General features: G+C 38.6%; 10 protein-coding genes. 4 read left to right on the top strand and 6 right to left on the bottom strand.

From position 1 onward, the window contains the following. Positions 1–128 precede the first annotated feature (128 nt). Positions 129–830, bottom strand: coding sequence for a single-stranded DNA-binding protein (ssb, locus tag ND2E_RS03040; protein WP_033095457.1), 702 nt, complete (start codon positions 828–830; stop codon positions 129–131). Positions 831–1,192: 362 nt separating this feature from the next. Beyond that, entirely contained in the window at positions 1,193–1,588 is a 396-nt protein-coding gene (locus tag ND2E_RS03045) for an acyl-CoA thioesterase (protein ID WP_033095456.1), read from the bottom strand. Positions 1,589–2,014: 426 nt separating this feature from the next. Between ND2E_RS03045 and ND2E_RS03050 the strand changes: the two genes are divergently transcribed. Continuing rightward, positions 2,015–3,793: a hypothetical protein gene (locus ND2E_RS03050; protein WP_033095455.1), complete on the top strand. Its 1,779-nt coding sequence runs from the start codon at positions 2,015–2,017 to the stop codon at positions 3,791–3,793. 71 nt (positions 3,794–3,864) lie between these two features. Here the strand turns inward: ND2E_RS03050 and pssA are convergent, their stop codons facing one another. After that, complete coding sequence (gene pssA, locus ND2E_RS03055; RefSeq protein ID WP_033095454.1) at positions 3,865–5,193, bottom strand: CDP-diacylglycerol--serine O-phosphatidyltransferase; 1,329 nt, start codon at positions 5,191–5,193, stop codon at positions 3,865–3,867. A 114-nt stretch (positions 5,194–5,307) separates the two neighbouring features. Beyond that, positions 5,308–7,350: an oxidoreductase gene (locus ND2E_RS03060; protein WP_033095453.1), complete on the bottom strand. Its 2,043-nt coding sequence runs from the start codon at positions 7,348–7,350 to the stop codon at positions 5,308–5,310. Between the two features lie 178 nt (positions 7,351–7,528). On the opposite strand from ND2E_RS03060, the gene ND2E_RS03065 reads away from it, so the two are divergent. Then, positions 7,529–8,014, top strand: coding sequence for a GreA/GreB family elongation factor (locus ND2E_RS03065; RefSeq protein WP_033095452.1), 486 nt, complete (start codon positions 7,529–7,531; stop codon positions 8,012–8,014). 45 nt (positions 8,015–8,059) lie between these two features. Here the strand turns inward: ND2E_RS03065 and ND2E_RS03070 are convergent, their stop codons facing one another. Both ND2E_RS03070 and ND2E_RS03075 read right to left on the bottom strand, forming a co-directional pair. Beyond that, positions 8,060–8,275 carry a dodecin gene (locus ND2E_RS03070; RefSeq protein WP_033095451.1) on the bottom strand — a complete coding sequence of 72 codons (216 nt, stop codon included), beginning with the start codon at positions 8,273–8,275 and terminating at the stop codon, positions 8,060–8,062. A 133-nt stretch (positions 8,276–8,408) separates the two neighbouring features. Beyond that, positions 8,409–9,773 (bottom strand): MFS transporter, encoded by a 1,365-nt coding sequence (locus ND2E_RS03075; protein WP_033095450.1) that lies wholly within the window; start codon positions 9,771–9,773, stop codon positions 8,409–8,411. Positions 9,774–10,165: 392 nt separating this feature from the next. Here ND2E_RS03075 and uvrA point away from each other — a divergent pair, with 392 nt between their 5' ends. Beyond that, entirely contained in the window at positions 10,166–12,997 is a 2,832-nt protein-coding gene (gene uvrA, locus ND2E_RS03080) for an excinuclease ABC subunit UvrA (RefSeq protein ID WP_033095449.1), read from the top strand. 97 nt (positions 12,998–13,094) lie between these two features. Next, positions 13,095–13,640: a GNAT family N-acetyltransferase gene (locus ND2E_RS03085; RefSeq protein ID WP_033095448.1), complete on the top strand. Its 546-nt coding sequence runs from the start codon at positions 13,095–13,097 to the stop codon at positions 13,638–13,640. Positions 13,641–13,653: the final 13 nt, after the last annotated feature.

The following is a 13,653-nucleotide window of genomic DNA, read 5'->3' as shown; positions in this document are numbered from 1 at the left end:
ATCCTACTAATAGTTCGATATTTCATTATTTAAAAGTGTAAAAATAAAAAACCCAGCAAAAATGCTGGGTTCGTCATAATAACTTGTAAAATATGTGCTTAATTTAACACTTTTACATTTAACGTGATCTAGAACGGAATATCATCATCGAAATCAATTGATGGTTCTTGTGGGTTCACTTTAGGTGCTTGCTGTTGCTGATATCCACCTTGTTGTGCTGGTGCTTGTTGTTGCTGAGCAAAGCCACCTTGTTGTGCTGGCGCTTGTTGTTGCGGAGCAAAGCCACCTTGTTGTTGCTGAGCAAAGCCACCCTGTTGAGCTGGTGCTTTTTGCTGCTGTCCTTGGTTAGAAAAGCCACCTTGTTGAGCTGGCTGATTAGAAAAACCGCCTGACTGCTGTGGAGCTTGTTGCTGCCCTTGATTAGCGAATCCACCGCCCTGCTGTTGACCTTGATTAGCAAAGCCACCGCCCTGCCCTTGAGACGATTTCCCATCTAACATTTGCATTACGCCATTAAAGCCCTGTAATACAATTTCAGTCGTGTATTGATCTTGACCTTGCTGGTTAGTCCACTTACGCGTTTGTAGAGATCCTTCAAGGTATACTTTTGAACCCTTTTTCAAGTATTCGCCAGCTATTTCAGCCAGTTTTCCAAACATAACAACACGATGCCATTCTGTTTTTTCTTTTTGTTCGCCAGTTTGCTTGTCTTTCCATGAGTCTGACGTTGCAACAGTAATATTTGCTACTGCACCACCATTTGGCATAAAACGTACCTCAGGATCTTTGCCTAAGTTACCTACTATGATTACTTTATTTACACCCGCCATGAAAATATCCTATTAATTGAGCTATTAAGACATACGCCGTTTCTTTTTCTATTTAATATTGAAAGAAAGTGTGTCTTTGAAATTTAGTTTAAGGGGGTAATTCTATAGTGAGCGGCGATCAAATTCGAGTGATTTTTTGTGAAAAATGCATTTATTTTATTTTACTCTCTTTTAAAAATAACGAAGTAAATGTCATATGAAAAACGGCCTCTAAATACAACACTAGTGTTACCCTACTAATTAATTGTTATCACTGAGAATTAGTAAGTTAATACTAGTATTTAATAAACCTGTTTAGTCAAAATTGATGTTCCATCATCAGCTATATAGCAAAAAGTTCAAAAGCTAATCAATTGAGTTCACTATAACTCAATAAAATGTTCCATTAATTGGGCACGGATCCCATCCGATATCTTTTTAGAGTTTTGTGTTTCATAATCAAAATTTACCATAGCTGCCGTTCCCGACACGCATTTCTCACCATGCTGCCAAAGCTCTTGATAAACATCAAACGAAGCACCACCAATGCGGCTAATAAACGTTCTGATCTCAATTTCTTGACCATAAAAAAGTTGCCCATGATAAGAAACTTCTATCTTAGCGATAATTAGTTGCCAATTTTTCGGGTCTAAATCTGGCGTGAAAAATCTAAATATAGGGGCTCTTCCACCCTCAAACCAAACAGGTGGTTTAGTATTGTTAATATGCCCTAAAGCATCAGTATCACTAAAGTGGGGCATCATTTTTTCACTGAACATAATTAACCTTTTTATAATTATTCGCTTTACAGCATGAAAATATTAATTTTAGATAGTCGATATACTATCTTAACTCTAGAGAAGATTCATAAATATTAGAATGATATCAGTTAAAAAACCTTTTTCACTTATTAGCTGTGTATTTCCTATATACCCCAGCCTTTTGAGTTGTTAATGTAATCACTATACTCACGAAAATTTCTCTGAATCTGTGATTACAATTAATTTTTCATTGTGAAAAGATTATTTACCATACCAAGCTGATGTAACAAAAAATAAAAATAAACATTAAGCAAACTAAGGCTAAAAGCCCTTGAGAACAGAGCACAACACTAAATAAATAATGTTGAAGTTGCCTGTTAACGCTATAGTTAAATAAGTGATATATAAACATATTACTCATCACTTCTTTATTTTAGGTACGCGATGCTGTTTTTATTAAAAGTTATAAAAAAAATAAAACAATGTAATGCCATATCGCCAAAATCTAACAATAAAATCTCACTTACTTGGCGAGATGATGTATTCACTAGTCGACTTTCATTGCTAGTCGCTGGCTTACTATTAACTATTGTTTGTCCAACAATATTTGCAAGCGAGCACCTAGTTGAGCGAAGTGCTATTAACCCAGACCCAGCTGAGATTGAGACTGTAGACACTGAAGTTTTGTGTGATACCAGCCAACCAAAGATAATTTTCAAACCACAAACAATCTTCGATAAAAATGAACAAGGCTTTACTTTTTTGCACCGTTGGGCCAATGCCATTCATATTGATACAAAAATTATAACGCTAGAAAACGAAGCGAGTTTTTTTATAAAAAAATGCACAAAAACATTCGCAGATATGGCTGAACTCGAACGCCATTTACGTAGCCAAAAATACCTTAGAGATGCAGAAGTTAGCAGTGATGAAAACGTAGAAAACATTACTATTACCACCTGGGATAATTGGTCACTTATGCCGACCATTAGCTTTGGTCGTAAGGGAGGAATAAACACGTATAGCTTTGGAATAAAAGAACGTAATTTACTCGGCTTAGGCATAGATACTGAAATTGAATCATATCGAAATACCCAGCGCTCAGGTTACAAACTAGTGGCCACTATCCCACTTTTTCAAAAACAAAACACCTCGGTTAAGTTAGGTTTTTCCGATAATGATGATGGTCAACAACATAGCTTATTTCTACACAAGATATTTGCTGGCTTTCATACCAAGACAGCCTATCGTATAGGCTTTAACGAAGAGGCACGTAACGATACTATTTTTCAAAATGATCAAGACCAAAGTGTATTTGGCCATGATATTAGTTTTAAAGAAGCCAGCTTTGCATGGCTAAATTTTAACAGTGCTAACCGCTTACTGAGATATCGCTTCGGCATAACACAAGATAAAGATATTTTCACAGATCTTTCTGAAGAAGAAAAAATTGACTTATCTAGCCCTGTGTTAACTGATATAAAACCTGAAGATAGAGATTTACTCTACCCCTGGTTAGCGTTTGAATACATTGAAAAGGACTTTAGAAAATTAACCAATGTTCACTTAATCACCCAAATAGAGGATTTTAATCATGGCTGGCAATTTAATTCAAGCCTTGGTATAGGTAATGGTAACAAAGAAAACTCAGCATGGTCTATATGGAAACTACGAGTAAAAAAAGGCTTCAATTTACATGATAATTCATTGTTACTACTTGATTTCTCATTAGCTAATGATATGTATCAGGAAAGAGATAGTCGTTTATTAGTAAGCCTTAGCGGCGAGTATTTTTATCAATTAAATAAAAACTGGGGCTTTTATTTAAGTAATACCAATGTTGTCAGTAAAAACCAATACCTGGACCAGCCAGTGACTATGGGGGGCAATACTGGTTTACGCGGCTTTCCACTACAATATCAGCACGGACAAGATAGTATTAAGGTGACTTCTGAACTCAGGTACTACCCAGCAATTAACCTTTTTAAGCTCTTTGATTTAGCCGGAGTAGCTTTTGTCGATGCAGGTCGAACCTATGGTGAGTCAACAGTAAAAAATATAGAAGAAGGTTGGTTAGGCTCTACGGGCATTGGGTTAAGGTTACATTCCCCACATTCAGGCGGTAACCATCCTGTTATTCATATCGACTTTGCCTTTCCCCAAAGTGATAATCCCGACATTAATAGCTTCGAAATAAAAGTGCAGGCGAAAAAGTCATTCTAGTAATATTTCAACTATACCTTAGCTAACCGTCTATTTAATGAATAGAGAAATTTTATATCAAAAAATGGAAACTATAAAAATCGCTTCAATACCCTGTCTATTTGAGCAACACGTATCTTTTTCAATAACTTTTGAGGTCTTTCAGGATAGTCTTCTACCGACTCAATATCAGAGAAATGTGAAATTTTAGTTGTATTAACTAAAATGCCGACCAATTCATCATTCGTTTTTTGCAAAAGTTGTTTATTGGCATCGTCAACCAGTAAACCATTTTCTAAGTCTAGTGCCCAAGCACGAGGGTTTAAATTACTGCCCGTAATTAAATGGTAACGATCATCAACGCGTAATCCTTTAAGGTGGAAACTATTGTCTTTATCTTTCCATAAATGGATATTTAATAAACCTTGATCAATAAAGTTTTGATAGCGTTTAACAAAACGCTTAAGCAACATTTCATAAACGTAGGGAATGATACCTATAGTACTAAAATCTTCATCGTTGCCAATGAAAAAATCATTCGCCGTTTTATCCCCTACCACCACGGTTGTTTTAACTCCCCGTTTTAGTGCTCTAATCACATCTTTAGCAAGAGAATGAGGCAAGTTAAAATACGGCGTGAAAAGCACCATATTATTATCAGCTTGTTGTACTAATTGACGAGTAGCTCGGTTAAGTTCATTTTTTCGACGACCAAAGCCTACTAGTGGCTTGATAGAGGCTTTATCACTCAGTAGTTTCGACTGACTAAGCCCATGTGGCTGAGCGATGCTATAATGGGATTTTTTTAACTTAAGTTTTAGTGCGACTAGATTTTTCTTTTGCGCTACAGCATCGGGTAGCCATTCTTGATTCAAAAGTGGGGCTAGGCCTGATTTAATAAAAGTATCAGATAAGTAATGGCAGAAACTATCGGCTAATATCGCACTATTAATGGTGCAGTAGCGATCTAAACGATATCGCTCACCTTGGTGCAAATAAATATCATTGATACTTGCGCCAGTATAGAAAAGCTTCTCATCAAACACCATGCCTTTTAAATGCAAAACACCAAAAACTTCTTTACGCTTAACAGCAACACCATAGACATTAACGGCGTGAGGGTACTCATGTGCTAATTTCAAGTAAAGCGCACGATTACCTAAACTTGCCTTTTCACCAATTAAGCCACGTTGACCGCGGTTAAAATCAACAAAAATATTAATTTCTATTGTTGGGAAGTTAGCTTTCGCTTGGTATAAGGCCTGAAGGATCTCTCTACCCGCCTCATCATCTTGTAGGTATAAGGCAGTTATGAAAATACGCTGGCGTGCACTCTCAATTAGGGACAACAACTGCTGCTTATATTCTTTAGGCGTGGTTAAGAATTCAATATCACCACTATCGACAATTATATCTTGCACTTTGCTCTATCTAAAAAAAATTAATTCACAACAGTATATCAATAGTTAACCGAAAAAATATAGCGTTTTTCTTCGGTTAACGGCTGCTAAAATGCTGATAACAGCCAAATAAGCTTAAATTTTGACCGCTAGTTCTGCCGCTTGGCGTATTGCACGTTTAGCATCAAGTTCAGCGGCCACATTTGCACCACCAATAAGATGCACAGGCAAACCACCATCTAGTAGTTTTTGCTGTAAATCTCGGTTCGACTCTTGACCGGCACAGATAACAATATTGTCTACTTCAAGCAGTTGCTCTTTACCATCAACTTCGACCAGCAATCCTTTATCTGTAATGGCTTTATAACTTGCGCCAGCAATCATAGCAACGCCTTGTTTAACAAGATTAGCTCTATGCACCCAACCAGATGTTTTACCCAAACCTTTACCGACTTTAGTTGTTTTACGCTGTATTAGGGTAATTTGTCTTGCCGGATTATGCTTAGGAATATCTTGTTTATTGAGTAGCGCCCCATTTTCTTGGTATTGCTTATCTACCCCCCAGTTTTTAAGCCAAGCATCGGGTTCATTCGTTAAGGATTTCTCTGAAAGATACGTGGCAACATCAAAGCCGATACCGCCAGCACCAATAATAGCGACTTTATTACCTACCTCAACTTTATCTCTGAGTACTTGTAAATAAGTCAGTACTTTATTACGATTAAAACCTTCTTCTAAGCCTTTAATCTCAAGCTTTCTTGGTTTAATACCTGTCGCTAATACTACTTCGTCAAAGCCTGCTGCAAGTAATTTCTCTGCACTTTGCTCAGTACTAAGGTGCACTTTGATGTCATGTAAACTCAGCTGTTTGTTAAAGTAGCGTAATGTCTCATAAAACTCTTCTTTACCTGGTATTTGTTTAGCAACATTAAACTGACCACCTATCTCACTAATTTTATCAAACAGTTCAACATGATGTCCTCGCTTCGCAGCGTAAACACTAAAGGCTAATCCCGCAGGCCCAGCGCCTATCACAGCTAATTTTTTAACTTGCTTAGCTTTTTCAATAACCAGCTCTGTTTCATAACATGCCATCGGGTTGACTAAACAAGAAGCACGCTTTTGTTTAAATACGTGATCTAAGCATGCTTGGTTACAACCAATGCAGGTATTAATTTCATCGGCTTTATTGTCTGCGGCTTTATTCACAAAGTCAGCGTCCGCAAGGAAAGGCCTTGCCATTGACACCATATCAGCTTGCCCTGTTGCTAATACTTCTTCAGCTACATCTGGCGTATTAATTCTATTCGTAGTGATCAGTGGGATAGAGACTTCTTTTTTCATTTTTTCAGTAACCCAAGTAAATGCAGCTCTGGGCACCGAAGTCACTATGGTAGGTACACGCGCTTCGTGCCAACCAATACCGGTATTAATCAGTGTAGCGCCAGCTCGCTCTACTGCTTTTGCCATAGTGACAACATCTTGCCAACTATTGCCACCTTCAACCAAATCCAACATAGATAGACGAAAGATAATAATGAATTTTTCGCCTACTTTGCTGCGTACTGCTTTAATCGTTTCAATTGCTAGGCGCATTCGATTTTCAATACTACCGCCCCACTCATCACTACGTTTATTAGTCCTTACACAGGCAAACTGGTTAATTAAATAGCCTTCTGAGCCCATAATTTCAACACCATCATAGCCAGCTTTAGCAGCTAAATTAGCAGAATAAGCATAATCTTTAATGGTCGACTTAATTTGACGTACCGACATTGCTTTTGGAGTAAAAGGAGAAATAGGTGATTTGATTTTACTTGGAGCCACACCAAAAGGATGATAGGCGTACCTGCCCGTGTGTAATAGTTGCAAGCAGATTTTAGTCGGGTACTGATGAACAGCATCTGTTACTTGTTTGTGCTTATTGGCTTGCCAGAAATGACTTAATTCACTGCCAAATGGTGCAATTCTGCCACGTAAATTAGGACTTACACCACCAGTAACGATTAAACCGACTCCACCTTTTGCTCTTGCTTGGTAAAATGCGGCTAATTTAGCAAAGCCACCCCGTTCCTCTTCTAAGCCAGTGTGCATGGATCCCATCAGGACACGGTTACTTAATTGGGTAAAGCCAAGATCTAAAGGTGCTAATAAGTGTGGATAGGCAGTGGTTGTCATAATTATACTCTGCTATTGGTCGTACCAGTTGTTGTAGTGTCATTAATTTACTGGCATTTAGACAAAAATACAAGCTATGATAAAATCGCCTCGTTAACTCAGCATTAAACAGTCCATCCTACTAAATAACTACCCCGACATACTGACAAGCGATACCACAACGATAGAGTAAAACTTTATGCCTAATAAAAAACATTTAGCTGACCTTATTGTCACAGCACTCTCTAAACAACTTCAACAAGCTATTGATGCTGCAAAGGAAGCACATGCCGCAGCGGTGGATGATCAAAGTATTGCCGAGACACAATATGATACGCTAGCGATAGAGGCTAGCTATTTAGCTGAAGGACAGTCTAAGCGAGTAATGGAGTTTCAGCATGCTATCAAAGCTTATAAAGCACTTGAATTAATTGAGTTTAATAGCGATAGTGCCATCGTTTTAGGCTCCCTTGTACAACTATCTACTGATTCAGAAACTAATCATTGGTTCTTTATAGGACCTGCTGCCGGAGGATTTCGCTGCCAAGTTGAGCAGCAAAATATCACGGTAATAACACCAAAATCACCGATGGGAATAGCATTAATAGGCAAGCAACAAGATGATGATATAGAAGTCATGCTAGGTAATAATAAGCTAGAAGATTATATCGCAAGATGCAAATAAACGATAAAATCACAAGTTACTCACACAGGGTGTAGTTCCGCCAAGTTAACTTGCTTCTATTTTAAAGCCTATTTTCAAAGTGACTTGGTAGTGGCCAACAGCGCCATTAACGATATGGCCACGGGTCTCTACGACTTCAAACCAATCCATATTTTTAATTGACTTTTTACACTCTGCTAAGGCATTTTCAATAGCATCTTCGATACTGTGTTTAGATGAACCAACCATTTCTATTTTTTTATACGTGTGGTGTTCAGACATAATAGCCACCGCTAAATTAGTTATAGGATAAACTTTAGTTTAGCGTGCTTTTAATATATTGCTGAGAGGTGTTCAACGATTACCGTCTAAAACATGAATCATGAACACCTTAGCAGAGGATTATTTCTGTGTTCTAACCTTTTAGCAATGCCTTAATCGCAAGTAAATCAACCCTGTTCACATCAACTTTTAAATAAGCGACTGCCTCAGTGTGTACTAGGGTTGCTTCTATAACCCCTGGCATATTGATTAATTTATCGGCCATTTCCTCTGCTTGCTCTTCACAGGTTATATTCGTGGCAAAACTGAAACTTTTTGACTTTTTCAATGATTCCATACCAAAGCTTAAGCCTAACCAAATAACGGTTACAATAGTCATCACTAAGAAGATTGCTTGCTCGCCATATTGACTCGCTATAAAACCACCAAGAATCCCGCCAACAAAAGCCCCTAAAAATTGACTGCTTGAGTATATTCCCATAGCACTGCCTTTCACGCCAGCAGGTGCTATACGTGATAAAATTGACGGCATGGTTGCCTCTAAATAATTAAAAGCAGTGAAAAATAAAACCACCGACAGCACTAAACTCCAAAAGCCACTGGGTAATAACCAAAGTAATAATAGAGCGAAAGCCAGTAGTGTAATCGCAGCACTAAACATGGTTTTTTCTTTCTGTTTTTTAATGGCAAAAATCATAAATGGCACCATTAACAAGAAAGATCCTAATAACGTAGGTAAATAAATTTGCCAATGATCTTCAAGGGATAACCCACTCGCAACAAATTGTTTTGGCAAGGTAATAAAACAAGCTGTGAGCGCCATATGCAGGATAAAAACGCCCCAATTTAGACGAGATAACTGAGGATGGCGAATCAAACGAGTGATTTGCTCAGGCAAGGCAACGTTATCGCCACGGGGGGCTTTGTTGACTGAGTTAGGCACCATAAATTGAATCATAGCCATAGCAAAAATAGTCAATATGCCGGTAAACCAAAATAAGCCGCTTAAGCCAAAAGCATCAGCAACTATTGGCCCTAAAATCATCGCAAAAGTAAATGATAAACCAATAAACATACCAATGGTTGCCATCACTTTTGGTCGTTGTTCTTCTCGACTTAAATCAGCAGCTAGGGCAAGAATCGCACTCGCAATAGCCCCCATTCCTTGAATTGCTCGACCGAGCACAACCCCATATATAGAGTCGGACATTGCAGCAACGATACTACCAATAAGAAAGACAATTAATCCGGCAAGAATGACCGGCTTTCGACCATATTTGTCAGAAAGCATTCCCATAGGAATTTGTAATAAAGCTTGTGTTAAGCCGTATGCACCAATAGCTAAGCCTAACCAAATTGGACTATAACCCGTTAGCTGTTCACCATAAATGGCGAATACGGGCAGTATCATGAACAAGCCTAACATGCGTACGCCAAAGACACTGGCTAAGGAAAAGGCGGCTTTTTTCTCAATACGGTTTAAACCTGAAACACTCATAACGTTGAAAAACCTAAAAATAAATGAAGAAGTCGGAAAAAATTGCGGGTAGTTTACCATGCTAAGAAGCACAACAAAATCCCTGCAATGAAAACATGGCATTAAGCCCTACATAGTTAAGCACCATGTTAAATATTGTTTGATCTGCATAACAACAGGTTAAACCAATTACACTAATAAATTGATAAACTTAGACCTGTATTAACGAGCTTATAACAAGCAGAATTACTTAACTATATATCTTTAACTTTGCATCTTATTGGCTCGCCCAACAAACACTGTAAAAATAAACAGTTTTTTTTGCATATTCTACTCTAGACTAGTTTTTATACTGCAAATTATATGACATAATCATCGGTTCTATTTTATCGCCATTTGAGTTGAAAACACGCATGAAAAGTATTGAAGTCAGAGGTGCTCGCACCCACAACCTCAAAGACATTAGTTTAACAATACCTCGAGATAAGCTCGTGGTCATTACCGGTCTTTCTGGTTCAGGAAAATCTTCTCTTGCTTTTGATACCCTTTATGCAGAGGGACAGCGTCGTTATGTAGAATCACTTTCGGCTTACGCTCGACAATTTTTATCCTTGATGGAAAAACCAGATGTAGACCATATTGAAGGTTTATCGCCCGCCATCTCTATCGAGCAAAAATCAACATCGCATAACCCCCGCTCAACCGTAGGTACCATTACCGAAATATATGATTATTTACGTTTGCTTTATGCCAGAGTAGGTGAGCCACGTTGTCCAGAACATGGTCAAGCATTAGCAGCGCAAACAGTCTCACAAATGGTTGATAAGGTATTAGAGCTTGAAGAAGGCACTAAAGTGATGTTGCTTGCACCTATTATCCAAGGTCGTAAAGGGGAGCATATTAAGCTACTCGATAACTTAGCGGCCCAAGGTTTTATTCGCGCACGTATTGATGGTGACGTTTGTGACTTATCTGATCCACCGCCACTAGAATTACATAAAAAACACACCATAGAAGTTGTTGTTGACCGCATAAAAGTACGTGAGGATATTCAGTTACGCCTTTCAGAGTCTTTTGAAACCACCTTAAGCTTAACGGCTGGTACCGCTAAAGTTGCCTTTATGGATGAACCAAAAAGAGAAGAATTACTCTTTTCAGCTAACTTTGCTTGTCCTCATTGTGGTTACAGCATGCAAGAGTTAGAGCCGCGTTTATTTTCTTTTAATAATCCTGCTGGCGCTTGTCAAACCTGTGATGGTTTAGGAATTGAACAATACTTTGATAGCACTCGTGTTATTGCTAATAAGGAATTAAGCCTTGCCGGCGGTGCAGTTCGTGGTTGGGATAAACGTAATTTTTATTACTTTCAAATGCTTCAAGCCCTTGCTGATCATTATAAATTCCAGGTAGATACTCCTTTTAAAGAACTATCGGCAAAAGCCCAAAAAGTTGTGCTTTACGGCAGTAAAGAGCAAGAAATTGAATTTAAATACATGAACGACCGTGGTGATGTTGTAGTACGTAAGCATCCCTTTGAAGGCATCATCAATAATATGCAACGTCGTTATAAAGAAACCGAATCAAATGCTGTACGTGAAGAACTCGGAAAATACCTAAACTCGCAACATTGTCCAGATTGTAATGGTAGTCGTTTACGCTTAGAAGCGCGCAATGTATTCATCGATAATACACCGCTACCCGTAGTGGCTGAATTTTCCATTAGTGATGCTTTGGACTTTTTCCAAGGTTTAACACTCACAGGGCAAAAAGCGCAAGTTGCTGAAAAAGTTTTAAAAGAGGTTAACGAGCGGTTAGGCTTTTTAGTTAACGTTGGCTTAAATTACCTCAACTTATCACGAGGGGCAAATACTCTGTCCGGCGGTGAGGCTCAAAGAATCCGTCTTGCCAGCCAAATTGGCGCAGGTTTAGTTGGTGTCATGTATGTCTTAGATGAGCCTTCAATTGGTCTTCATCAACGTGATAATGAACGCTTACTCAGTACCTTAGTCCATCTTCGTGACTTAGGTAATACTGTGATTGTGGTTGAGCATGATGAAGATGCGATTCGCGCTGCAGATTTTGTCGTTGATATTGGCCCTGGCGCAGGTGTACATGGCGGTAACATTATCGCACAAGGCACGGTAGATGACATATTAGCTTGTAAAGACTCGCTAACAGGCAAGTACCTTGCCGGCGTTGAGAGCATTGAAATTCCTAAAAAGCGTCATGCTTTTGATAAGAAAAAAGTTGTCAAACTTACTGGAGCTACCGGTAATAACTTGAAAAATGTCGACTTAGTTATTCCTAATGGTTTAATGACTTGTATAACGGGCGTTTCAGGCTCTGGTAAATCAACACTCATTAACGATACTTTATATAAATTAGCGCATATCGAACTCAATGGTGCGACGGTTGATGAACCCGCCCCGTACAAAAACATTCGAGGCCTAGAACACTTAGACAAAGTCATTGATATTGATCAAAGCCCAATAGGAAGAACACCGCGCTCAAACCCTGCAACTTATACCGGAATATTTACGGCGGTGCGTGATATATTCTCTGCCACGCAGGAGTCCCGTTCAAGAGGTTATAAAGCCGGTCGCTTTAGCTTTAATGTTAAAGGCGGACGTTGTGAAGCCTGCCAAGGTGACGGCATGATCAAGGTAGAAATGCACTTTTTACCTGACGTTTATGTGCCTTGTGATGTGTGTAAAAGCAAACGTTATAATCGTGAGACATTAGAGGTGTTATACAAGGGTAAAAATATTCATGAAGTATTAGACTTAACTATTGAAGATGCTTTTGATTTTTTCAAAGCTATTCCTGCAGTTAATCGAAAGTTACAAACCTTGCTCGATGTCGGTTTGGGCTATATCAAACTGGGGCAGTCAGCAATCACCCTATCAGGCGGTGAAGCGCAACGAGTTAAACTGTCAAAAGAGTTATCAAAACGTGATACCGGTAAAACCTTATATATTTTAGATGAACCAACCACAGGTTTGCATTTTCACGATATCAAACAATTACTCCATGTTATTCATCGATTACGTGATCATGGTAATACCATAGTGGTGATTGAGCACAATTTAGATGTTGTTAAAACAGCCGATTGGGTAATCGATTTAGGTTCTGAAGGAGGCGCCGGTGGTGGTGAAATTTTGGTAACAGGTACGCCTGAACAAGTTGCCGAGCATAAAACTTCGCACACAGCACGATTTTTAAAACCTTTGTTAGCGTCAAAATAAAATCCTACATTAATAACAGAAACAGCACTAAGCATAACGGATAAGAAAATACGTTATGCTTCTCTTCTTTTATAGCAATTAAACTAACAGGTACTTTATGGACATTAAGAATAGTGAACGTCTTAAGTTTAGGCTAATGGACTCTGCAGATGCCCAAGCATTGTGGGAAATAGATCAAGATCCAGCGGTGATGAAATTTCTTAATGGCGGAACTCCCACCAGTATTGAACAGGTTAACAAGGTGTTTATTCCACGAATGAATGCATACCGAAATAACGAATTAGGTTGGGGAATTTGGCAAGTATCAGACAAAGTAAGCAATGAGTATTTAGGCTGGGTATTAATTCGTCCAATGTCGTTTTTTACTGAATCACCCAATACTAAGGATTTAGAGTTGGGTTGGCGTTTTTTCCAAGCCACTTGGGGAAAAGGTTACGCAACAGAAGCCGCTATAGCAATAAGAGATGCTGTTATTGCCAATACCGATGTTACTCATGTTTCTGCCCTTGCCGTCGCTGATAATTTAGCTTCGATAGGCGTGATGAAAAAAATGGGCATGAACTTTGTCAGAGCTTATTTACATGAAGATCCAATCGGCGATTTTGATGCGGTACATTATCAAATGGCTGTGAATAATAAATAATAGTACTCAACTT

This window comes from Colwellia psychrerythraea (genome assembly GCF_000764225.1).
Lineage (GTDB): Bacteria > Pseudomonadota > Gammaproteobacteria > Enterobacterales > Alteromonadaceae > Colwellia > Colwellia psychrerythraea_D.
This window is presented reverse-complemented; position numbering and strand designations above follow the sequence as displayed.

Bases quoted from the DNA above. Each gene is read 5' to 3' on its own strand.
- ssb (WP_033095457.1), bottom strand. From the start codon at position 830: ATGGCGGGTGTAAATAAAGTAATCATAGTAGGTAACTTAGGCAAAGAT.
- ND2E_RS03045 (WP_033095456.1), bottom strand. From the start codon at position 1,588: ATGTTCAGTGAAAAAATGATGCCCCACTTTAGTGATACTGATGCTTTA.
- ND2E_RS03050 (WP_033095455.1), top strand. From the start codon at position 2,015: ATGCTGTTTTTATTAAAAGTTATAAAAAAAATAAAACAATGTAATGCC.
- ND2E_RS03060 (WP_033095453.1), bottom strand. From the start codon at position 7,350: ATGACAACCACTGCCTATCCACACTTATTAGCACCTTTAGATCTTGGC.
- ND2E_RS03065 (WP_033095452.1), top strand. From the start codon at position 7,529: ATGCCTAATAAAAAACATTTAGCTGACCTTATTGTCACAGCACTCTCT.
- ND2E_RS03070 (WP_033095451.1), bottom strand. From the start codon at position 8,275: ATGTCTGAACACCACACGTATAAAAAAATAGAAATGGTTGGTTCATCT.
- ND2E_RS03075 (WP_033095450.1), bottom strand. From the start codon at position 9,773: ATGAGTGTTTCAGGTTTAAACCGTATTGAGAAAAAAGCCGCCTTTTCC.
- uvrA (WP_033095449.1), top strand. From the start codon at position 10,166: ATGAAAAGTATTGAAGTCAGAGGTGCTCGCACCCACAACCTCAAAGAC.
- ND2E_RS03085 (WP_033095448.1), top strand. From the start codon at position 13,095: ATGGACATTAAGAATAGTGAACGTCTTAAGTTTAGGCTAATGGACTCT.